General features: G+C 59.4%; 17 protein-coding genes and 1 pseudogene. 13 read left to right on the top strand and 5 right to left on the bottom strand.

The annotated features are described in order from the left end of the window. Positions 1–215: 215 nt before the first annotated feature. The 3 genes from sucD to NMG80_RS09735 are packed head-to-tail and all read right to left on the bottom strand — an operon-like array spanning position 216 to position 3,290. A complete protein-coding gene (gene sucD / locus NMG80_RS09745) occupies positions 216–1,115 on the bottom strand; it encodes a succinate--CoA ligase subunit alpha (RefSeq protein WP_254017884.1) in 900 nt (299 codons plus the stop codon). An 11-nt stretch (positions 1,116–1,126) separates the two neighbouring features. After that, positions 1,127–2,311, bottom strand: coding sequence for a malate--CoA ligase subunit beta (locus NMG80_RS09740; protein ID WP_254017883.1), 1,185 nt, complete (start codon positions 2,309–2,311; stop codon positions 1,127–1,129). Between the two features lie 19 nt (positions 2,312–2,330). Further along, complete coding sequence (locus tag NMG80_RS09735; RefSeq protein WP_254017882.1) at positions 2,331–3,290, bottom strand: HpcH/HpaI aldolase/citrate lyase family protein; 960 nt, start codon at positions 3,288–3,290, stop codon at positions 2,331–2,333. A gap of 672 nt (positions 3,291–3,962) precedes the next feature. On the opposite strand from NMG80_RS09735, the gene NMG80_RS09730 reads away from it, so the two are divergent. The 7 genes and pseudogenes from NMG80_RS09730 (at position 3,963) to NMG80_RS09700 (ending at position 13,392) form a co-directional block, all read left to right on the top strand. After that, positions 3,963–5,441 carry an NAD-dependent succinate-semialdehyde dehydrogenase gene (locus NMG80_RS09730; protein ID WP_254017881.1) on the top strand — a complete coding sequence of 493 codons (1,479 nt, stop codon included), beginning with the start codon at positions 3,963–3,965 and terminating at the stop codon, positions 5,439–5,441. Between the two features lie 12 nt (positions 5,442–5,453). Further along, positions 5,454–6,857, top strand: a complete 1,404-nt coding sequence (locus NMG80_RS09725; RefSeq protein WP_254017880.1) for an aspartate aminotransferase family protein — start codon at positions 5,454–5,456, stop codon at positions 6,855–6,857. A 144-nt stretch (positions 6,858–7,001) separates the two neighbouring features. Next, entirely contained in the window at positions 7,002–8,072 is a 1,071-nt protein-coding gene (locus tag NMG80_RS09720) for a GlxA family transcriptional regulator (protein WP_254017879.1), read from the top strand. A gap of 209 nt (positions 8,073–8,281) precedes the next feature. After that, entirely contained in the window at positions 8,282–9,460 is a 1,179-nt protein-coding gene (locus tag NMG80_RS09715) for a M24 family metallopeptidase (RefSeq protein ID WP_254017878.1), read from the top strand. After that, a complete protein-coding gene (locus NMG80_RS09710; protein WP_254017877.1) occupies positions 9,447–10,646 on the top strand; it encodes a M20 metallopeptidase family protein in 1,200 nt (399 codons plus the stop codon). The genes NMG80_RS09715 and NMG80_RS09710 overlap by 14 nt, the downstream gene beginning before the upstream one ends. Before the next feature lie 156 nt (positions 10,647–10,802). Beyond that, positions 10,803–10,997 carry a hypothetical protein gene (locus NMG80_RS37270; RefSeq protein WP_367185941.1) on the top strand — a complete coding sequence of 65 codons (195 nt, stop codon included), beginning with the start codon at positions 10,803–10,805 and terminating at the stop codon, positions 10,995–10,997. A gap of 1,415 nt (positions 10,998–12,412) precedes the next feature. Further along, positions 12,413–13,392, top strand: a pseudogene (locus NMG80_RS09700) (IS481 family transposase). Here NMG80_RS09700 and NMG80_RS09695 read toward each other — a convergent pair. Next, positions 13,347–14,627, bottom strand: a complete 1,281-nt coding sequence (locus tag NMG80_RS09695; RefSeq protein ID WP_254017875.1) for an NAD(P)/FAD-dependent oxidoreductase — start codon at positions 14,625–14,627, stop codon at positions 13,347–13,349. The pseudogene NMG80_RS09700 and the gene NMG80_RS09695 sit on opposite strands and share 46 nt — an antisense overlap. 1,363 nt (positions 14,628–15,990) lie before the next feature. On the opposite strand from NMG80_RS09695, the gene NMG80_RS09685 reads away from it, so the two are divergent. From NMG80_RS09685 to ehuA, 6 genes are all read left to right on the top strand, one after another. Next, positions 15,991–16,542, top strand: coding sequence for an MmgE/PrpD family protein (locus NMG80_RS09685; protein ID WP_254017874.1), 552 nt, complete (start codon positions 15,991–15,993; stop codon positions 16,540–16,542). After that, a complete protein-coding gene (locus NMG80_RS09680) occupies positions 16,539–16,778 on the top strand; it encodes a hypothetical protein (protein ID WP_254017873.1) in 240 nt (79 codons plus the stop codon). Before NMG80_RS09685 ends, NMG80_RS09680 begins: the two co-directional genes overlap by 4 nt. 1,174 nt (positions 16,779–17,952) lie before the next feature. Then, positions 17,953–18,831 (top strand): ectoine/hydroxyectoine ABC transporter substrate-binding protein EhuB, encoded by an 879-nt coding sequence (gene ehuB / locus NMG80_RS09675; protein WP_254017872.1) that lies wholly within the window; start codon positions 17,953–17,955, stop codon positions 18,829–18,831. Positions 18,832–18,900: 69 nt separating this feature from the next. Next, on the top strand, positions 18,901–19,572 hold the full coding sequence (gene ehuC, locus NMG80_RS09670) for an ectoine/hydroxyectoine ABC transporter permease subunit EhuC (protein ID WP_254017871.1): 672 nt from the start codon (positions 18,901–18,903) through the stop codon (positions 19,570–19,572). Then, positions 19,569–20,237 carry an ectoine/hydroxyectoine ABC transporter permease subunit EhuD gene (gene ehuD / locus NMG80_RS09665; RefSeq protein ID WP_254017870.1) on the top strand — a complete coding sequence of 223 codons (669 nt, stop codon included), beginning with the start codon at positions 19,569–19,571 and terminating at the stop codon, positions 20,235–20,237. The genes ehuC and ehuD overlap by 4 nt, the downstream gene beginning before the upstream one ends. A 103-nt stretch (positions 20,238–20,340) precedes the next feature. Next, positions 20,341–21,117, top strand: coding sequence for an ectoine/hydroxyectoine ABC transporter ATP-binding protein EhuA (gene ehuA / locus NMG80_RS09660; RefSeq protein WP_254017869.1), 777 nt, complete (start codon positions 20,341–20,343; stop codon positions 21,115–21,117). A gap of 802 nt (positions 21,118–21,919) precedes the next feature. On the opposite strand, the gene NMG80_RS09655 is transcribed toward ehuA, so the two are convergent. Further along, positions 21,920–23,089 (bottom strand): amidohydrolase, encoded by a 1,170-nt coding sequence (locus NMG80_RS09655; RefSeq protein ID WP_254017868.1) that lies wholly within the window; start codon positions 23,087–23,089, stop codon positions 21,920–21,922. Positions 23,090–23,154 lie beyond the last annotated feature (65 nt).

The raw sequence follows: 23,154 nt of genomic DNA, 5'->3' as shown, positions 1-23,154 counted from the left end.
CGAGCTGACCCACAACTATAAGCGGCTGTTTCTTATACTCGTTTTCAATCTGATGGCGCCCCAATAACTTGGCTCGCCGCAAGTTGCGGCCGCCGCGACATCAATTTGACTGTATCCGACGCCGAAGCTGACGATGATTGGCAAGCACCACCGTCTTGACACACCATGGCGACCGAGCGGTTCTTTTTACCGGTCCTCAATTGAGCCTCATATCTCTATGCGGCCTTCGTCCGATCGGCCATCACGCCGGCTACGACCTCGCCGAACGAAGCCGGCGTCGGCACGATGATGACGCCGGCTTCCTTCAGGATCTCGACCTTCTCTTGAGCAGACTCGCCGAAGGCGGAGATGATTGCGCCGGCATGGCCCATGCGGCGGCCCTTTGGCGCGGAAAGGCCGGCGATGTAGGCGATCAGCGGCTTCTTCATGTTGTCGCGCGCCCAGAGTGCGGCTTCTGCTTCCTGCGAACCGCCGATTTCGCCGATCATCACCACGGCGTCCGCACCGTCATCGTTTTCGAACAGTTCGAGGATGTCGCGGAAGGACGAGCCGTTGATCGGATCGCCGCCAATGCCGACGCTGGTAGAGACCCCGATGCCCATCGCCTTCATCTGCGACGCCGCCTCGTAGCCAAGGGTTCCGGAGCGCCCGACAATGCCGACACGCCCGGGCAGGTAGATCGACCCCGGCATGATGCCCATTAAAGCCTGGCCGGGCGTGATGATGCCGGCGCAATTGGGTCCGATCAGCTGCAGCCGGTCTTCGTAGCGGTAGCGGCGCATGTAGCGCTTCACCCGCATCATGTCCTGCGACGGGATGCCGTCGGTGATGCAGACGCAGAATCTGATGCCGGCGTCTGCCGCTTCCATGATCGAATCCGCAGCGAAAGGCGGCGGCACGAAGACGATGCTCGCGTCGGCCCCGGTCTCGCGCACCGCGTCCTTGACGGTGTTGAACACCGGCAGGCCGAGATGTGTCTGGCCGCCCTTGCCGGGTGTGACGCCGCCGACCACATTAGTGCCGTAACGCTTCATGTCCTCGGCGTGAAAACTGCCGATTTTGCCGGTAAATCCCTGCACGATTACGCGGGTGTCCCGGTTAAGCAGGATTGCCATTCTTTCCTCCCTCAGCCTGCTTTTTTCATCGTGGCGGACCGCCATGCAGCAACCGCCTTTTCGGCGGCTTCCGCCAGCGTATCTGCCACGATCACCGCCTCGCCGGAATCGGCCAGGATGCGGCGCCCTTCCTCGACCTTGGTGCCGGCCAACCGCACCACCAACGGCACGTTGACGCCGACTTCGCGGATTGCCCTGACAACGCCCTCGGCGACCCAGTCGCAGCGATTGATGCCGGCAAAGATGTTGACGAGGATGGTCTCGACATTCTTGTCACCAAGCACGGCGCGGAACGATTTCGCGACCCGCTCCGGCGAGGCGCCCCCGCCGATGTCGAGGAAGTTTGCCGGCTCGCCGCCGGCGATCTTGATCATGTCCATCGTAGCCATGGCGAGGCCGGCGCCATTGATGATGCAGCCGATATTGCCGTCCAGCCCGACATAGGAAAGGCCGCGGTCGCTGGCGAAAGTCTCGCGCGGGTCTTCCTGGCTTTTGTCGCGCAGTTCGGAGATTTCGGGACGACGAAACAGTGCGTTCTCATCGAACGACATCTTGGCGTCCAGCGCCATCAGATTACCGTCACGGGTTACGACTAGTGGATTGATCTCGAGCATCGAGGCGTCGTAGTCGCGAAACACGCGGTAGCAACCAAGCAGCGTTTCGGTCGCCTTGCCGATCAGGTTGTTTTCGAGACCAAGGCCAAAGGCGATCTCGCGCGCCTGATACTGCTGCATGCCCGCGCCAGGGTCGACAGTCGCGCGAATGATTGAACCTGGCTGCTTTTCGGCGATCTCTTCGATCTCCATGCCGCCGGACGCAGACGCGACGATCATCACCCGCTCGGCTTTACGGTCGAGAACAAAGGCGAGATAGATTTCCTGGCGAATATCGACGGCCTCTTCGACATAGAGCCGCGACACCAGCTTGCCGCGCGGCCCCGTCTGATGCGTCACCAGCTTCCTGCCAAGCATCGCCTCGGCGGCATCGGACACTTCTTGGTCGGACGTGCAGATGCGGATGCCACCGGCCTTGCCGCGCGCGCCGGAATGGATCTGCGCCTTGACCACCCATTTGCCGCCGCCGATCTCCTTAGCACGGTATGTCGCCTGCTCGGGACTGTAGGCCAGACCGCCGCGCGGCACGTGCACGCCGTGACGGGCGAGCAGTTCCTTGGCCTGGTATTCGTGAATGTCCATCTTTTCCTCCCGAAAACTGTCAGTGCCTCGTCTGCGCGTGGCCGGCGCGCTCGATCGCCTCGTTGACCGCCAGCACGTTGCGCGCCATGCGTTCCGAAGCCGCGTCGATCATCTTGCCATCGAGCGCCGCGGCTCCCTTTCCGAGCGCCTCCGCTTCCTTGAGCACCTCCAGGATGCGGCGAGCTCGGGCGACCTCCTTTTCCGGTGGCGAGAACACGCTGTTGGCAGGCTCGATCTGCGATGGATGGATCGCCCATTTGCCTTCGATGCCGAGGGCCGCGGCGCGCTTGGCGGCGGCCATGTAGCCTTCGGGATCGGAGAAATCGCCGAACGGTCCGTCGATGGCGCGCAGGCCATAGGCCCGGCAGGCCACCGTCATCCGCGACAAGGCAAAATGCCACTGGTCGCCGGGATAGTCGGGATTGAGGCCGCCGATGTTGACGGTGCGCGCCTTGTTGCTGGCGGCATAGTCGGCGACGCCGAAATGCATAGCTTCGAGCCGGCCCGGCGTGGCGGCGATCGTCTCCACATTGGCCATGCCGAGCGCGGTTTCGATCAGCGCTTCGAGACCGACGCGGGTCTTGTAACCCTTGGCCATCTCGATCTGGTTGATCATGGCCTCGACCATATAAAGGTCGGCCGGCACGCCGACCTTCGGCACCAGGATGGTGTCTAGCCGATCGCCGGCCTGTTCCATGACGTCGACCACGTCGCGATACATGTAATGGGTGTCGAGACCGTTGATGCGCACCGAGACGGTCTTTCCCTTGGCGCGCCAGTCGATGTCGTTCAGCGCCTGGATGATGTTCTTGCGGGCGCGCTCCTTGTCGGGTGGAGCGACCGCGTCCTCGATGTCGAGGAAGACGAAGTCGGCGGCGCTGTTCGCCGCCTTGTCGATCATCTCCGGGCTGGACCCCGGAACCGCCAGTTCGCTGCGCTGGAGCCTCAGCTTTTTGAGGTGGTTGATTGTGTGGCTCATGTTGCGTCTCCCCTGCAGCCGGGCGATGAGTAGGCTAGACATTTTCTATGTCCGCTTGTGTTCCTTCACACGGTAGCACGCCTTAGGCGCTGGGCTTGTGCCGCCAGCGAGGAGATGTCGCACAACATCTGCGTTTTTTGCGTAGTTGCGCAGCAAATCCTCTTTCAATAGTTCCATCGTCGTTACGCGGCGGCCGGCTTGGAACGCCCTCCATAGATATATCGTCGGCAAGAGGAGTTTAGACTGGTGGGGGGTGGGTTTGGACGAATTAGATCTCCATGGCGACGATGGCTAAACAGGAGATCTCTCTCGAATAAAGGTCACCCAATGCTGTTTCAGTCGAGACGCTCGTCGACCTATCAAAGCGCCACGACAACTATGCCCCGTGTGCTGTGCGACCAAGGGCCGGCACATCCCCGCAAGAGGCACCGCCATAGCGAGGCCGACACTTACCAGCTACGTCCGCCACGTTTAGGCCACGCGTAGACTGGCAGAAATGTCCTCTTTCCTTCATGGGGCTCCCCAAAAAGCAGACAGAGATCAGACGGAGAAAAAGCTCAGCAGAACGTCATTATTCGCAGGAGAACGCCTTGGCGGACCTGCATCGCGCTGCCGGTCGCCCCACTTGCCGGGCTAATTTGACGGAAATGAACACTCGATTTGGGGTTAGAGATGAAAGGTTCGGCAACCGCCGCATTAAATGGGCTTAAACGGCAGGACCTTCTGCAAAAGTGCGCTTATGTGAATGGCGCCTGGCTCTCCAAGGGTGAAACAATCTCTGTGGTTGACCCGGCTACTGGCGAGGAACTGGCTCAGGTGGCAGCCTGTGAGATTTCCGACGTGGACACTGCAGTCAACGTCGCGAGAAGCGCATTTCAACGATGGCGCGATCTTCTTCCTTCGGTACGGGGCGAATACCTGCGGAAATGGGCTGCAGGTATGCGTGAGAATGCGGAAGACCTTGCCGCCATCATGACCGCCGAGCAAGGCAAACCATTGGTCGAGGCACGCGGTGAGATTTCATATGCCGCTAGCTTCCTTGACTGGTTTGCAGCGGAGGGCGAGCGGGCATATGGCGAGACAATCCCAAGCCATCTTGCCGGCAGCCGACTTTCTGTGCGGATGCAGCCGGTCGGAGTGACGGTCGCTATCACGCCTTGGAACTTTCCGTCGGCGATGATCACCAGAAAAGCAGGAGCCGCGCTGGCTGCCGGCTGCACCATGATTGTCAAGCCGGCCCCGGAAACGCCCTTGTCAGCTCTGGCGCTTGCCCGTCTTGCCGAGGAGGCAGGAGTCCCCCCCGGCGTGTTTCAAGTGATCACGGGAGACGCTGCCCCGCTCGCAAAATGCCTGTTGGATCATAGCGATGTGCGGGCATTCTCCTTCACGGGCTCGACCGAGGTCGGTCGGATCCTGCTCGAGCAATCCGCAAAAACCCTGAAGAAGGCTTCACTTGAGCTCGGCGGCAATGCTCCTTTTATCATTTTCGATGACGCACCGTTGGAGACTGCCGTGGCTGGATGCATGGCAGCCAAATTCGCCACATCCGGTCAGGACTGCCTGGCAGCGAATAGGATCTATGTCCAGCGGGGAAGCTATCAACGCTTTGTGGAGGAATTCGCGAAGGCCACCAGTAAACTGAAAGTCGGGCACGGATTCGAGCCCGGTGTCGACATTGGCCCGATGACCAAACCCTCTGTCGCGGAAAAGTGCAGGCGACAGGTTTCTGCAGCTCTTTGTGCCGGAGCCCGCATCGTTGTTGGCGGACAGAAGAGTCCGCTCGGCGGCAATTTTGTGACCCCGACCGTTCTCGCCGACGTCACTGACGACATGCTGGTCGCCAGGGAAGAGACCTTTGGGCCGGTGGCTGCAATCCTTCCGTTCGATAAAGAGGCGGAAGTGCTTGCGCGGGCCAACAGCTCGGAAATGGGCCTTGCGGCTTACGTTTACACAAGAGATCTGAACCGCGCCATGCGGCTGACCGACCAGTTGGAGTACGGCATGGTCGCCGTCAACACCCCGAAGTTTACAGGCGCGCCCATACCTTTCGGCGGATGGAAGCAATCCGGCCTCGGCCGGGAGGGCTCAAGACATGGTCTCGCCGAATATCTCGAACCCAAATACGTGTGCATCGGCAACATCTTAGACTGAAAGGAAAACCCTATGACTATCAACATCAAGGATATCAGCGAAAAGGATAGAAACGCTGTCCTGCATCCATTCACGCAGCTCAAGGATTTCGCTACCGGTAAGCTCGGCGAGCCGACGATCGTCGAGACAGGGAAGGGAATCCGCATTCAGGACGCGCATGGCAACCAATTTATCGACGGTTTTGCCGGCCTCTACTGCGTCAATGTCGGCTATGGTCGCACCGAGGTGGCTGAAGCCATCTCGCGTCAGGCTTATCGCCTAGCGTATTACCACTCCTATGCGGCGCACACGACCGATGAGCTCGCCATCCTCTCTGATCGCCTCGTGAAGATGGCGCCTGGGAAGATGAGCAAGGTGTTCTACGGTATGTCCGGCTCGGATGCGAACGAGACCCAGGCCAAGCTTGTCTGGTATTACAACAATCTGCGTGGCAAGCCGAACAAGAAGAAGATCATCTCGCGTGAACGCGGCTATCACGGGTGCAGCGTCGTGTCCGGCTCGATGACGGGGATGAGCTTCTATCATGACAATATGGATCTGCCGCTCCCGCAGATCGTTCACACCGGTGTTCCGCATCACTATTGGGGCGCGACCCCGGGCGAGACCGAACGCGAATTCTCCGCACGCCGCGCCGTCGAGCTTGACCAACTGATCGAGCGCCTTGGCCCGGACAACGTTGGAGCCTTCATTGGCGAGCCCGTGCTCGGCACCGGGGGCGTCACGCCTCCGCCGGAAGGCTACTGGGGAGCTATACAAACGGTCCTCAAAAAGCATGATGTGCTTCTGATTGCCGACGAAGTAATCACCGGGTTCGGCCGCACCGGTTCTATGTTCGGCTCGCAGCACTATGGCATCGAGCCCGACCTCATCACGATCGCAAAAGGTCTGACTTCGGCCTATTTCCCACTTTCCGCGGCAATTGTCGGTGAAAAGGTCTACAAGGTCCTGGAGGACGGGGCGGACAAGGTCGGCGCATTCTCGCACGGTTACACCTATTCAGGTCATCCGATCGGGGCTGCCGCGGCCAACGCAGTGCTGGACATCGTCGAGAAAGAAGACCTTCCGGGCAACGCTCGCGAGGTCGGTGCATTCTTCCAAGCGCAGCTGAAGGAGAAATTCTCCCAGTTGCCGATCGTCGGCGAAGTGCGCGGCGTCGGCCTTATGGCCGCAATTGAGTTCGTAGCCGATCGAGACAACAGGAAGCGTTTCGATCCGACACTCAAGATCGGCGCGCGAATCTCCAAGGCAGCGCGTGAACGCGGTCTGATCGCTCGCGCCATGCCGCATGGTGACATTCTCGGCTTCGCTCCTCCCTTGGTGACAACCAAGGCTGAAGTCGAAGAAATGGTTGGCATCGCTGAAAGTGCAGTTCGCTTCGTTATGGATGAGCTCTCGCGAGACGGGCTTAACATCTGAGGCGCACGGCAGCCGAATTTGCGGTGTCAGGACGCCCTGAAAGCCTCCCGATGTCGGCAGTCTCCAACGAAGGAAGTCAGTCGCGCAGTTTTGGTATGGCCGCTGGACGCACGAGAGATCAGGGTAGGAGAAGGAGCCCCCGGGATGCTAGACCCACAGCCCACGTGCAGAGATTTTTGCTTTTATCTCCTCCCGGCCTTTTCCCTCCAGGCCTTCTCGTCGGCAGTAGAAGCGCTGAGGCTCGCAAACGAGGTGTTGGGGCGGAACGTGTATAGCTGGCAGGTCATTTCGGACGACGGGCAACCTGCGGCCTCGAGTTGCGGGTTGTTGGTTTGCGCCGATGCTTCGTTGTCCTTCGAACGTGAAAGGACTCGGCGATCGATCTCAGCACCTGCTGTCGTAGTCGTGGGCGGGCGCAATGCTCCTGGTCCGCACAAACAGCTTGACGCATGGCTACGAGAGTGTCGCAACCGCCGCAGCAGCCTCGTAGGGATAAGTAGCGGTACGATTGCGCTTGCTCGGGCGGGGCTTGCAGAAGGGCGGCGTTGCGCGGTTCACTGGGAGCAGTTTCCTATATTCTCTGAGCGGTTCCCAGGCGTGATAGCCACTCAAACAGCATTCGAGCGGGACGGGAACCTATACACTTGCGCCGGAGGGGACGCCCCTTTCGACATGTTTCTTGACTTAGTCGACAACCATCATGGCGCGATAGTCGTGAACCGAATTTGCGAAAAAGCTATCGCGTGTAGCACCCGTTCAGCGGGTGACCGCCAACGTCTACCACTTCATTCTCGAGTGCAACTAAATCACCAGGCTGTCATCAAGGTAATCGAGGCGATGGAGGCAAACCTCACCGAGCCATTGCTATTGGACGAACTTGTGAGAGTCGCTGGACTATCCCGCCGTCAAATCGAGCGGCTGTTTAGGCGGGAACTAGGATGTTCTCCGAGCCGCTATTATTTGGATCTTCGTCTGGAACGAGCGCACCTGCTACTCATCAGCTCGCGCCTGCCAGTCGTTGAAATCGCGATGGCTTGCGGCTTTGTCTCAGCATCGCATTTCTCAAAAGCGTATCGCGACGCTTACGGGTGCGCGCCGCATCAATCACGATTACCAGTTTACCAACGCGAGAGAATTCGGTCGAGCGGGCCGGAAAATAGAACCCGGCAAATCGATCGGAGGCTAAGTAACGAAAGAATGCCTAATTGCCACTAGCAGAGCGCCGCGTTGTTTTCTCATGATTGCGTATGGCGCTCCTTTGCTGACTGGCTCAGCATAACCGAGCGGGAGACGGGAGGTCGAACTGGTCCGGCTTCGATCAGCTCTTGCCGATTTGTCCTGTTGCAAGCCGGGTCGGCCCAGCCCGTCACTAGCACTGGCATTAAGTGAACACACTCGGACACGATACAATAGGATAATTCCATATGATCCAATTGCCCTTTGCGCTCAGCGAATACCGCAGCAGGCTTTCCGCCGTCCGCGCCGACATGGCGCGCCGCAATCTTGACCTGCTGATGATCAACGACGTCGCCAACCAGCACTACATCACCGGCTATGACGGCTGGTCGTTCTACACGCCGCAAATGGTCCTGGTGCCGCTCGCCGACGAGGAGCCGGTCTGGATCGGTCGCGCCATGGATGCCGCGGGCGGGCTGTTGACCGCATGGATGAAGCCCCAGAACGTCGTCGGGTTTCCGGAAGATCATGTCCAGCGGCCTGACCGCCATCCAATGGACTGGATTGCTGCCTGGATCGAAAAAAAGGGCTGGGGGCGCGGCAATATCGGCATCGAGCTCGAGGCCTACTACTATTCCCCTAAGGCGCATGCGCGGCTGACCGCGGGCCTGCCCAATGCAATCTTCCACGAAGCCGACCTTCTGGTGAACTGGATCCGCAGCGTCAAGTCGGACGCCGAGATCGGCTACCTCCGCAAAGCCTCGCGCCTTGCCGAGGCGGCGGTCACCGCGGCCTATGACGTGATTGCGCCAGGCGTGCGCGAGTGCGACGCCATCGCCAGGATCCAGGCCGCCCAGATCGCCGGCTCGCCGGATTTCGCTGGCGACATCACCGCCCTGCCGCCGACCATACTGGGCGGCGAAAACGCCTCGGCACCGCACATGATGTGGAGCGACCGCCGCTTTGGCGACAACGAAACCGTCGCACTCGAACTCGCCGGGGTTGTGCGCCGCTACGCCGCCGGGCTGGCGCGGACGCTTCAGCTAGGCGCCATGCCTGCCAAGGTCGGCGACACCGGCAAGGCCGTGATCGAAGGCATGGAGGCCGTCCTTGCTGCGATCAAGCCTGGTGTTGTGGCGGAAGACGTCGAGGCGAGCTGGCGCAAGGTCATCCAGCGCTACGGCCTGAAGAAGGAGTCCCGCATCGGCTATTCGATCGGGGCCGCCTATCCGCCAGACTGGGGCGAACACACGATCAGCCTGCGCCAGGGCGACAAGACGATTTTGAAGCCGGGCAATGTCCTTCATTCCATCCTCGGTATGTGGATGGATGGCTGGGGGATCGAAGTGAGCGAAACGATCCTCGTCACCGCCGACGGCTGCGAGACGCTGACCAGCTTCCCGCGAGAGATCCATGTCAAACGCTGAAACCGGCAATAGATTGATGGACGCCGCGCTGGAGCGCAGGATGATCGAGATCCGCCGCCACCTCCACCGCAATCCGGAGCTCTCGAACGAAGAGCGCGAGACGCAAGCCTATCTGAGAGAGGTGCTGGAAGAAGCCGGGCTGAGCGGCATCAGGCCCGTGGCCGGCTTCGGTCTCGCCGTCGATGTCGTCGGTGCGGCCGGTCCCTCGAACCGCAAAATCGTGATCCGCGCCGACATCGACGCGCTACCGATCTCGGAAGCCTCGGGCGTGCCGTTCAGCTCCGAGCGCCCGGGCGTCATGCATGCCTGCGGCCACGACGCTCATACTGCCATGGGCTATGCCGCCAGCGTTCTTCTGGAGCGCCAGAAGCAGTCGTTCAGCGGCACCGCCAGAATCATCTTCCAGCCCGCCGAAGAGGCGGAACCGCTTGGCGGCCGCCGGGTCGTCCAGGAAGGGCTGCTGGACGACGTCGACGCGGCGATCGCCATCCATGTCGATCCCTATACCGCGACTGGAAAGATTGCGGTCGGCGCGGGGCCATATACGCTTGCCTGCGATATTTTCGACATCACGGTCACCGGCAATTCCGCGCATGCGGCAAAACCGTCCGAAGGCGTCGACGCCATCGCCGTCGCCTGCTCGGTAGTGACAGAGCTGCAGAAGATCGTGTCGCGCGAGATCGACCCGTATGACCCGCTGGTCGTCTCGATCACCGCCATCGGAGGCGGCGGCGGCGCCTACAATGTGATCGCCGACGAGGCGAGGCTGAAAGGCACGATCCGTAGCGGGCATGAAAATACCCGCCAGCATGCTTGGAAGAGGCTGCGCCAGATCGTGGAGGGCGTCGCTTCAAGCCACAATGCCAGTGCCGAGGTGGACCTGAGGCGCGGCGAACCACCGGTCATCAACGACCCTGACATGGTCGAGATCATCCGCCGAACCGCTGCCAGCCTGCTGGGGCAGGACAACATGCTGAGCGCCCCGGGCTGGACCGCAGCCGATGACTTCGCCTTTTACAGCGAGAAGTGCCCGTCGGTCTATTTCCGGCTGGGCATCCGCAACGAGGAGCTCGGAGCGGTCTATCCGCTTCACCATCCGCGATTTCGAGTCGATGAACAGGCGCTGTCGATAGGCGCTGTTATCCTCTGCGACGCTGCCCGAAATTTCTTGCTGCCTCCGAGCTAGTCCGGCGGACCAAGTATTGCGACCCCTTCATACCGACTGTAGTGCACCCTGCACTGAGAGGCAAAAGGGTAACAGTTCTCCGGAAGGAGGACTGATGAGAAAAGAAGAGTCTGGCGACGGTTCAATCGCGAGTTGAAGCTTGCCGCGGTGCAGCGCATGGCGATGGGCGCGAACGTGAGCAAGCTGTCGCGGGAACTCGGCGTCTCGCGCAATGGGTCTCTACAGTGGCAGAAGCAGTTTCGCGTTGGCGGGTCTTCGGCGCTGCGTGGTACTGGGCGTCCGCAGCGCGTCGAAGCGGTGCGGCTGCAAGCAAACGATCCTGCATGTGCCTGGGCCGCCGGACAAGTCTGACGAGCTGTCGAAGGCATTCGCTCGCATCGCCGATCTGGAACGATTGGTCGGACAAAAAACCGCCGATCTCGTTTTTTTTGCAAGCTTGGGCGGGCGTACCTTCAGCCGCAATACTGCCGCCGTAGAGAAAAATCGCGCGGTCGGACACCTCCCGTGCGAATACCAATCAAGCATTGCTGCCTGATATCGTCGATGAAACCCCGTGATGATGCCGTCCCAAGCTCTGCGCGAACAGCTCGCATTTGAGGCCATTTACTTTTCAAGTTCGGCCAGACGGTCGGGCTCAAAGCCGACCAGCTTTCCGTCAGTAGCCCAACCATAAAGGCCGAAAACCGCCTGTCAAAAGTGATCCGCGGTTTTCCGTTTGATCTAGCCCCTGCGGACCAGTGACGGCAGCTAGGCCAGCACCAGCACAAACCAAGGCCATAAAAATGAAGGGCGGGTGAGCATCATGTTAGCTACCATTGTGATTGTTCTTTGCAGCACATCGGCGGGGGCGTCTTTTTTGCGGTCATAAGCTAAGTGGAGTCTAATACCGTTTCACGGCCGTTCTCGTTGCAAACGATAACCGCGAACATTTAGGAGGACTTTTATGGTACGAAGCCGTAAGTGCCGGTCTGGACAAACAGGTGGATGCCGAGAGACACCAGCGCAGAGCCCTGAGGAAGGGAACGTTGCCGACATATCTAAGGCTAAGTGAGACCTCCCGACGCTGGCTGACGGGGCGCAGACACTTAGAAGGGCCCGGCAGGAGACTGAGCTCGCTGCCGGGCCGGTGCGCCTTGGGAGGAGGCGGAGTTGGAATGTTCTGAATCGCCCGCATCAGGCCGGCTTATAAGGTGGATCGGACCGCTCAGGTTGCCTTGGTGGACTGTAGCGCGTCTAAAGGGGCCGAATTACCCGAATCATCCCCTGTCTACGCAGGAGATCGGCGTCGCGGGACGAGATTTGCATAAAAGCGGTGATACGCTGGCGCGCAGCTTCCGTCACGCTAAATGGGAAGGCCGAATAAGCTGATAGCAACGATCCCGGCAGGAAAGCCGTCTTCTCGCCCACCGAACTTGAGGCGGGGATGCTGGCAGAGCGGCCAAGATTTTCGCACGCAGCAACTTTTACGGCGATCGGGGGGCGCGGGCAGGCTGATCACTAGAATGGGACTGACGTTTGGGTGCAGTTGACTGGTTGCTCGCAAGCTGGATCGGCTCGCCGCTTGGCCGACGCTGATCGTCAGCGACCATGGCAGCGAGTCCACCTCGAACGCCGTCCTGGCTATCTTCGGCGATGGAGCAGGATCGGGGCGACGGGAGTTACAATGACCACCGTTTACCTAGCTGTGAGCTTTCAGCAGGTTGTTCATCCGGTCCGGACCGGAAAAGCTGAGCTTGTCGAAGCTTCAGTGATTCTCGGAGGACCGGATGAACGTTCATAAGAATGCCGGGCTGACAACGCGCAGTCGAGAGCGAATTGTAAGGCAGGTCGAGAGCGGGCAAACGCCGGAGGCGGTCGCCGAAGTCGCAGGCGTCTGCCCGCGGACGGTCCGCAAGTGGGTCGACCGATACGAAGGATCGGCGAGATTGCGAGCTCGCTCCTCCCGCCCGCATCGGCTGAGCCGACCGACGCCTGCGGCGGTTATCGAGACGATCGAACGGTTGTTGCGCCGTCAGCGCGGGACGGGCAAACAGATCGCCGCCGAGGCCGGCTTCTCGCCAGCGACTGTCAGCCGTGTTCTGCGCCCGTTGGGCTTGAACAAGGCTGAGCGCCTTGGAGCTGGAGCCCGTGCGCCGCTATGACCGGGAGCATCCGGGCGAACTCATGCATCTCGACATCAAGAAGCTCGGCCGGATCGGCTCGGTGGGACACCGCTACTGGACGGCAAACTGGCGGTTAACCGCCACCTCGGCATCGGCTGGCAGTTCGTCCATGTCTGCATCGACGATGCTTCGCGTGTCGGTTTCGTACATGTCATGCCCGATGAGCGCAAGGCGAGCGCTGTCGCCTTCCTCAAGGCCGCCGTTGCCTATTCGCCAAGATGGGAATCCGTATCGAGCGCGTGAGGACCGATAACGGCTCCTCCTACCGGTCAAAGACTTTCCGGGCAGCCTGCAAAAGTCTTGGTCTGCCTCAGATCTCACCAAGCCCCACACTCCCAGGACCAACTGGAAAGCTGAGCGCTACATTCAGACAAGCTTGCACGAATGGGCCTACGCCTACAACCCTCAGACGAGCGCAACGCCGAAGTGCCACGATGGCTTCACCGCTATAGTGGCATAGACCACATGGCAGTGTCGGCTCAAAAGCACCCATCAGCCCACTCGGCCCGCCCGAGGACAACCTGCGAGGTTCCACAGATCAGCGTGCCGGCGGCAGATGCGCAATCTGCGCACCGAGCTCATAGTAGCCCTCTCTGATGGCCCGAAAGGGGGCGTTCTGCGCCGGGGACACGGGCAGGAACATCCCATCGAGCCGCAGCTCGCCGCTGATATGGCGGGCGAGCTCGCGGCCGAACACAGTGCCCGGCGCGATGCCTCGTCCGTTGAAGCCCGTCAGCGCGATCATGTTTTCCGCTGGGGCGTGAAGGCGAGGCAGATGGTCGTTCGTCATGCCGATCCGACCGTACCACTCATGCTCCAGCTTGACCTCCCCGATCTGCGGGAAGAGCGCCCGGATACACCGCCGCGCCCAGTTGCGATGGATCAAGGTTCCGGTGCCGCGGAGCGCGCCGACGCTGCCGACGATGAGGCGGCCAGCATCGTCTGTGCGAAAGGCGGTCAGCACGGTGCGGGTGTCCCACGCGCCGTGCCCTTCAGGAAGGATCGTGCGGCGAATGCTGTCGCTCAGCGGCGCAGTCGCGACATGGAACACGGGCAGCACCACTTGCTCACCGCGCAGCTCGGGAAGCATGCGCGCCGTGTAGGTGTCGGTCGCAAGAACCGCCCACGTGGCCCGGACGGTTCCACCTTGCGTGGCGAGCCGCCAGAGGCGGCCCTCGCGCGCGATGTGCTCGACCGGGCTCGCCGTAAAGACGGTCGCGCCGGCGGCAATCGCCGCACCAGCGAGGCCGCGCACATAGGCGAGCGGCTGGATCGTCCCGGCACGCAGGTCGAGAAGGCCTCCGGGGAATGCCGAGGTGCCTGTCTTGGCACGCGTCTCTGCGGGGTCGAGGATGTGCACCGGGGCGCCGAGCGCCTGCCACTGCCGAGCTCGCTCCGCGATCTCGGCAACGCCCTTCTTATCGGCTCCACAATGGATCGTGCCGGCCCGCTTCAGCTCGCACTGCAAGTTGTGCTTGTCGACGATCTCGAAGACGGTGCGTGGGGAATCGCGCAGCAAATTAAGCAAACGATCGCCATAGAGCGGACCGAGCGTCTCCTTGAGCGCCGAGGGCATCACCCAGAGGCCCGCATTCACCAACCCGGTACTTCGCCCGGCGGCGCCAAAACCAATCTCGGCTGCCTCGATCACGACAGCGTCCAGGCCCCGCTCGGCAAGGTGCAGCGCAGTGGACAACCCGGTATAACCGGCGCCGACGATCGCCACATCCGCGACGAGGTCGCCTCCCAGCTTTTCCGTTGCAGGCGGCGGCGGAGCTGTCCGCGCCCAAAGCCCATGCGACCGTCGATCGTTCAGCATTCTTTCCGCTCCACCCTCTCATCTTCAAATTCCGCTGCCCTGGCAGCACGGCAACGAGCTCTTGACGGTTGGTCACTTGCTCGGCCCAAAGGCAGCACCTATTTGCAAGCCGTTAAAAAAGCGGGGCACCGTACTGATGTCGACGAACACTTGGGCGGGCGTACCTTCCGCCTCAACTGTGCCGCCGTAGAAAAAATCGTGCTAACGGACACCTCCCGCGCGAATGCCATTTTCCTCCGTTACAACGAGCATTGCCCTCCCCTCATCCGCAAGGATGCGCATAGGCTTGAGAACTTCCCCTACCAACTCAGGATCCAGATCCAGTGCGATCCTCGGATGCCTGGAGCTTTGGCGAAGGCAAGCTCAGCCTCAATCTGTGCGCCTTTGGCGAGTGCCGACAGGACCTGATTCCTTGTCCCTACTGATTTCGAAGAACTCTTGGAGATAGCTACCAACGTGGGAACTCCGACTGAAAGTGCTTCCTCGAAGCGGGTATACAGGGCGATCCCTCGTGCAGCTATTCAAGCTGCCGCACGCCAAACCGGAAGCGTTTCACTTCGATCCGGCGTCGCGCGATCACCGTGACCGTTTTTCGTGGCCGCCATGAGGACCTGACAAGTTCAAGTAATCTCGCTCTGTCGGCGCTTGACTCCGGAAAGTGACTTCGATGACGACTGGGCCACGCCGTACAGGGCTGGGTCGGCCGACAGGGCAATTGGATCAAGGGCTTGGCCGGCTTTACGCATGAGCGCTCTTTTGCCATCGGCGTTCACCTCCGTAGTGCCCTGGGCGACGGCCTGAGAGTAAACAGGCATCGACTTGTTGAATTTGTGCACACCTCAGCCTAGGGGCTGCTACCATTCTGAGCGATCTGACCTCGCAAAGATTCTGTGAAGTTATCTGAAGAACTTATTGCAGATGCTTGGTCAGCGGCGCCTAGCTTAGCTAGGATCCGGGTGCCCTCGCGGGAGTCATTGGAATTTGAGTTGGCCTACTCTCCGCGCTCGCTGGCCGACGAGCCGATCGTAGGCCGGACCTCGACGGCAAATTGTTCGCGTCAGGTTCGACCGCATGACGACCTCGATCTCACTGCTCGTGCTCATCGGCGGGCGTGCGGACGGTTTGAAAATCCTGCTCCGCGTCGAGAACATTGGTGGCGAGACGACCGAGGCCCAAGGCGATCGTGAGCACGGACTAGCACCGCATCGGGCTTTCACGGAATCATGAGCAGCGATTTCAGCCGCTCGTGCGCAGCTTTCAGGCGATCGTGACCACCTTTTCGGAGTCGTGGGAGCCGCAACATCCGGTCTTCAAAACGTCACCGCACTTCAGCAGAGCCGACCTCACCTAGGATCACAAGGCGATGCTTATTTCTGCCCCGCCGCCTGCACGTGCTGGACTGGAGTCAGCGCTATCAGCAATGGTGGGCTTCAACGGACCGCGGGAACCGTTCTTGGGGAGGTATGGCTTTTACAAGGCCTTCGAACCCGCCTACGATCTTGATTTGCTCATGGACAAACTCGGTAACGAGTATGTGAACGCTTCGATTAGCTTCAAGCCGTGGCCAGTCTGTAAATGCGTACATCCTGCGATCGACGGACTCCTTCAATTGCGGCAGAGGTACAAATTCGCTGGCGAGGATATTGTCTCAATCGAGCTGGGATTGAATCGTCTGGCTGAGGATTTTGTGGTCCAGCCGCGCGATCAAAAATGGGATCCGAAGGATCCGGTCGTAGCGCGTTCTAGCCTGCCTTACGCCACAGCTGTCGTGGCCCAGCGCGGCCAGGTGGTCATTCGCGATTTCCTTCCCGATGCGCTTGGGGATCGGGCCGTGCGCCGGATCATGGCGGTCACTAAAATCGAAGTTGATCCAGAGATCGAACGCACGCACGGCCTCTATCTAATTCGCCTGTGACGGTCAGAGTTAAGCTAAAAGGCGGAGCGGAACATTTCATTCGTGTCGACAAAGCATTCGGACACCCGGAAAAGCCGGCTTCGCTCGCCGATGGTGTGCAGAAACCAAAAGCTTGTGCGGAGATGTCCGTGATCCCCTTGTCCGATAAGCAACTCGGGTTGACCGGCGACTTCATCAACCACCTCGATAAACAGCCTACGTTGTCAACGCTGCATCACCTGCCTTGGTCAGACTGAGGAGATACTTGAGCCTGCCGTCAACATGATAAGTTGGTGAATCACACCGTTTCCTTGGGACAATCAGCCAGCCCTCACCTCCGCGCACCAGCAGCGGAGCTGGCGCGTGGCGATAAGCTCGCGAGTGGCTTCTGCGGAGCGGTTAAGCAAAGGACGTAATCCCGACCAGGCATTTTAACTCACTTTGCAGAATCTTCACACCGCAAACACGTTGACAATGATACGTTCAGCGCAAGGTCACAGGTAGGGCTAAGAAAGCTGATGCGGATTTACCTCGCCAAGGCCAACACGCAACGGAGAGTCAACAGTCAATGGAGCAAAGAGCGCTCATCCTATTTGATGGCGCAAAAAGCAAAGGTCCGCTTACGTCTTATGCGTTTGTATTGAGAGGTGAACAACCTGAAATGCCAACAGGGGTCATGTTTTCGCTTCGCTCGACAAAGCGGTTCATCCGCCGGCACGGCTGGGCTCACAACGAACCGGTTACATCGGCTCTTCGATAGCTTGGAGGTGCCCGGAGACGAAGATAATTTTCATCATTGATCTGCCACTTGCCCTGCATCACTCGAGGGCACCAATGTTTGGCGACGATCACCCCTTGCGTAGCGTTGCCGACCGGCAGCTCTTGTTGGCGCGATCGCACTCACAACATGCTCACGAGCATCATTGGTTTTCACCCAACCTCAAACCCAGTCGGCACCTAGGCCAAATCTCTCGCGATTCTGGCAAAAACGCGCCAGTCGCAGTCCAGAAAAGCGCTCGTTAGGGATCAGATTCGATGCGATCCGTCTTACTGCGGATATCCCAGCGCGCCTCCCAAGTGTTAGCGCAGTAGGCGCGCCAGCCGAAAGCCGTCGCTCCAAAGATGCATTTGATTTTGACTGCCAGCGTTCCGACAACTCCAGCTTCCGGATCATTGCACCTCACGCAGAAAAGCTGGAACACGCCGGTTTCCTGCGCTGGTGACGCCAAATCGGACGAAAAGCAGGGCGTCGTTGCTGTTATATTTGCGAGAGTGGGCACTCGCAACCGGGTACCAGATTTGGACGGCAAGTCTGTGGCTATCGAGAAGCGGTTCCTGTCCACACCGAATGGGGGAGCCCGCTGTGGGCTACGTTAATGCACGGTTTCAGAATGCATGGGGCATCTACGGCAGAACAACAAGGAAGCATCAATGGTAAAGTTCCAATACTCGGGAGAAAGGGGCGCTCGTTTCAGGCGTGTATTTGTGGGCGGAATGGCTGCTCTGGGCATGGCGTTGCTTGCAACTGCGGCTGGGCCAGTCTCAGCTGAGTCCCTACTTGACAAGATCAAGAACGGAGAGCCAATCCGGATTGGCTTCTCCAATGATGCTCCTTGGGCCTATTCTGGCGGCAATAACGAGCCGCTCGGCGTGGCCGTTACGATAGCGAAGGAAGTTCTGAAGAAATTGGGAGCGACCAAGATTGAGCCGGTCGTTACCGAATGGGGCTCGCTTATCCCCGGCCTCCAGGCCGGACGATTCGACGTCATTACCGACGGAATGTACGTCCTGCCGGAACGCTGTCGTAACGTCGTGTTTAGTGAACCGATTGCCACTATCCCAGCAGCGCTGGCGGTGCCGAAGGGCAACCCGGAAGGGCTACATTCCTTCGAAGATATTCGCGACAAGGGCCTGACTTTGGTAACTGGCTCTGGCTACCAGGCGGTTCAGATCGCGCACCAGGTGGGGATCTCTGACGACAAGATCATGCAAGTCGCCGGCAATGCGGAAATTGTTCAGGCGCTGAAGGCTGGTCGCGCCGCCGCTGGTGCCGGCGAACCTGTGGGTTTGAGGGCCGCTATCGGCAATCAAGAGGGAATTGAGCTGGCCCAGCCGTTCACAGTGTCCGTCAAGCCGGGCAATGCTGCCTTCGCCTTTCCGCTCAACGACCAAGCCTCAGTCGACGCGTTCAACGCGTTGCTAAAAGGCTATATTGGCTCCGACGAGATGATGAAGTCGGTCAGCAAGTACGAATACGATAAGTTGTTGCTGCCGGACGGGAGCAAGACCGCCGATTTGTGCAAGGGGTAAAACCGGCGCCAGCCGTTTGATATCCAGACCCTCCCCTGCAATCTGGGGAGTAGCTAACAGGGCAAGAACATGAACGACTTCGCGCTCGGCTTCAGCGTGTCAGCGCTTGCTAACGGCCTCCTGACAACCCTCGTCGTGACGGTCGGCGCATCTCTGGTGGCGATCGTACTCGGGCTGATCGTCGGCGTCATCCGGGTCTCACCCCGTCGGCCGCTGCGCTGGTTGGCCGTTGCCTACATAGAGTTCTTCCGCGGGACTTCGCTGCTGGTGCAGCTCTATTTGTGGTTCTTTGTACTTCCGATCTTCGGCGTCTCCTTATCGGCTTGGGCCGTCGCGATCTTCGGCATCGGCATGAACTTCTCAGGGTATGGTGCCGAGCTGGTGCGTGCGGCCATTCAAGCCGTCGACCGCAGCCAGTATGAAGCGAGCATCGCGCTCAACTTCCCACGGCTCACAATGATGCGCCGCATTATGTTGCCGCAGGCGATCCGGACCATGCTGCCGCCCTGGGTGAACTTGATCATTGAACTGTTGAAGACGACCTCCCTCGTGTTCTTCATCACCATCACCGAGTTCACCACCGCGTCTAAGCTGGCAGCCGACCTCACCGGCAACTACCTGCTGTACTTTGTGTTAGCGCTGTTTGGCTACTACGCCATCGCGCGCGCCCTGATCACGCCCTTCGGGCGCTGGCTGGAGCGCCGCGTTTCAAGTGGCTTCGTCCGGGAGTCACTGGCATGAGCATCTGGGACTGGTCCTATGTCTGGGAGGCTTTACCGTATCTCTACCGCGGGGCGATCGTCACCGTTCAAGCCACGCTGCTCAGCTTTATGATCGCACTGGTGCTGGGGCTGGTCTTCGCGCTCATCCGCCAGTCGCCGAACCGCTACGTGTCCACGGTCATGACGGAAATCGTGGAGGTTATCCGCTCCACGCCTCTGCTGCTCCAGGTGTTCTTCGTCTATTTCGTCGGACCGCAATATGGCATTATCATCCCTGCTTGGACCGCGGGCATCGGTATGCTGGGCATTCACTACGCAGCCTATTGCTCAGAGGTGTATCGTGCCGGTATCCTGGCCGTGGAAGAAGGCCAGTGGGAGGCCTGCACAGCGCTCAACCTGTCGCGGAGTAGGACTTGGCGGGCAATCATTCTGCCGCAGGCAATCCCTCCTATAGTTCCCGCCTTGGGCAACTACTTCATTGGTATGTTCAAGGAGACGCCAATCCTCGCAGCTATTGCAATTTTGGAGATGCTGCAACAGGCGAAGAATTTCGGCGCGAACAACTATCGATATACCGAGCCGATTATCATGACAGGCATCTTTTTTCTCGTGTTCAGCCTGACCGCTTCCGCGATCGTACAATCGGTGAGCTCGTGGCTCCAGCGCCGCTACTATATGGAGTAGGAGTTATCATGAACGAACGCATCTCCTGCCTGCTGAGTGGCGCAAAACGCTATGGTGCAATGACTGTGGTGGACAATATTGACGCCGCTGGAAAGAGAACTTCATGAAGGAAACCATGGTCCGCTTCGAAAATGTCACCAAGCGCTATGACGCGCTGACCGTGCTGGACAACCTTAATTTCGACGTCGCGCGCAATGAGAAAGTGACAATCATAGGCCCCTCGGGGTCGGGCAAGACCACGGTGCTGCGTATGCTGATGACGTTGGAGCGCATTAACGAGGGGTGTATCTGGGTCGACGGCGAGCCACTCACGCACATGCAGAAAAATGGCCGGATGGTGCTGGCGAGTGATCAGCATCTCAGACGCGTTCGCGGCAAAATCGGCATGGTGTTCCAACACTTCAACTTGTTTCCCCACATGAGCGCGATACAAAACTGCATGGAGGCGCCGATTTCCGTACTGGGGCTGCCAAAGAAGGAAGCGGAGGCGCGCGCCGCCGAACTACTCGATATGGTAGGACTCGGTGACAAAAAAAAACACTTCCCGATCCAGCTTTCCGGCGGACAGAAGCAGCGAGTCGCGATTGCCCGAGCCCTTGCTATGCGGCCGAAGGTAATGCTGTTCGATGAGGTGACATCGGCGCTCGACCCAGAGCTGGTCGGTGAGGTGTTGAACGTGATCCGCAAACTCGGTGCCGAGCACGATTTGACCATGCTGATGGTCACGCATCAGATGGGCTTCGCCAAGGAATTCTCAGATCGCGTCTGCTTCTTCTATGGCGGCAAGATCGCCGAGCAGGGCCCGCCCGAGCGGCTCTTCGGCAACCCGCAGAACGAGCGGACACGGCAATTTCTTAGCGCCCTACTGGAGGCGAAGTAGGAGTTTTTTATTTTATACTGCCGCAATCCGCAGCGTAGCAGCGATGGAGTATGCTCATCACTGTCCCTTACAGCAGCGAGGCCTCCTATGGCGCTGCCGGCTGCTGATTGGGGTAGAACCCGCGCCTTTCGAGTTGATTAGTCAAGCCGCTGGTTCGAGATGATGTTGCCCGGGGTGATGCCTTAGGGGCAATTATCGCTGGCGAGAACATTCGATGAGCGTTGAATAAGCCCGTTTAAGATTGAGTTGGTGCGGGTCCATGCGGACACAGGCAGCTGGCTAGTGATGATGGTCGCGATGCTCGAGGGTTTCGAGCAGATCGTCTCGGCCCTGGTCGTCGAACGGTCGAGACCATTCTCAATCAATCTCAAAATGAGTAGCTTAAGGGACCACGCGTGCATTGCAGTCGGGCATGGCTCATGGCCGTCGCCAGAGCCAGGTTGGCAAAGAGGTGCGGCGCTTTGTCATCAATTGGGCAACCTGCGTCCTTCCAAGGCGCGACCTGTGTCCGGTCTGCGGATTACATGAGCGGCAACGTCTAAGCTTCCTACCGCCTCCGACTACATGTGCCTCACGAGAAGCGAGAGGCCACTATTATGTCCAGCACAATGGGAGGGCTAATTTCCTCCAGCAAAACCAAGGGCGAACTCGCCCGAACTTTCTTCGATGCGACAGGAAACCGATCTGCTGAATTCATTGCACCGACAGAGTAGCCTCACTCTCCGTCTGAGCCCGTGTTCTACTTCTTCGGGGCGCTGATCGGCGACCCACCGGGCCGACAATACGCGCAGGAACTTTTTCATTAGCCGAGGGTATTCTCTACGAGCTTGATCCAGAAGGAGGTCCCATATGGAATCGCCTCGTCGTTGAAATTGTAGGCGGGGTGATGCAGTTGGGCGCTGTCGCCATTCCCGCAAAATACAAACGCACCCGGTCGCGCATTTGCCATGTGGCAGAAATCTTCCCCGGCAAGTATAGGCGGGGTTTCAAGGACATTGTCTTCACCGGCGACATCCTTCGCCGCTCTCATTGCAAGCTCGCTCTGCTCGGCACGATTAAAAGTAACGAGCTCGCCGCCTGTGAAAGCGAGATCTATCTTGGCACCGGTCATCTGAGCAATTCCGGTGACCACCTCGCCTATGCGCTTCTTGAGAAGCTGATACGCCTCCGGCGTCAGCGCGCGCATGCTGCCTAGCAACTCTGCGCGTTGCGCAATAAATCTCTGAGGTGTGCCAGAAAGAAAATAGTGAAAAGAAAGTCCTGCAGAGTCGAACGGATCGACATTCTGGGCGAGGATTTGCTGCAACGCTGTAACAAGCTGTGCGCCGACGAGGATCGAGTCAATGCACTTATGCGGCATCCCGGGATGGCCGCCGCGGCCCTCGATCTTGATCTTGATGCCGTCCGTTGCCGACATCACCGGACCCCGCCGGGTGCCAAAGGCACCAATCGGCATCCCCGGCCAAGTGTGCATGCCGAAGACCTGCTCGATTTTGAAGCGCTCCATCAGACCATCTTCAATCATCGCGGCCGCGCCCGCACCGAGCTCTTCGGCAGGCTGGAAGATCATGATTGCCGTTCCGGCGAAATTCCGGGTTTCGGTTAGGTAGCGCGCCGCCCCCAACAGCATCGCGGTGTGGCCGTCATGGCCGCACGCGTGCATAACACCCTGGTTCTTGGAGGCATATGGCAAATCAGTTTCTTCCTCGATCGGCAGCGCATCCATATCAGCGCGCAAACCGATGACCTCCGGCTTGCCGTCAATTTTGGCCTTCTTGCCTTTTATAACGCCGACAACACCAGTCTTGCCGATGGCAGTCACCACCTGGTCGCAGCCGAATTCGCGAAGGCGCTCAGCCACGAAAGTCGATGTGCGGGGGAGCTCGAAGCCCAGTTCAGGATGCGAGTGAATCTCGTGACGCCAAGCAATGATGTCTGGGAGTAAGTCGGCTACACGATTTAAGATGGGCATTGGGAGTTTCCTTTACCGAATTGACGGGATTGGCGCTTTCTCGCCCCCCAAGTGCGATACTCTCG

Source organism: Mesorhizobium escarrei (genome assembly GCF_935825525.1).
Classification (GTDB): Bacteria; Pseudomonadota; Alphaproteobacteria; order Rhizobiales; family Rhizobiaceae; genus Mesorhizobium; species Mesorhizobium escarrei.
This window is presented reverse-complemented; position numbering and strand designations above follow the sequence as displayed.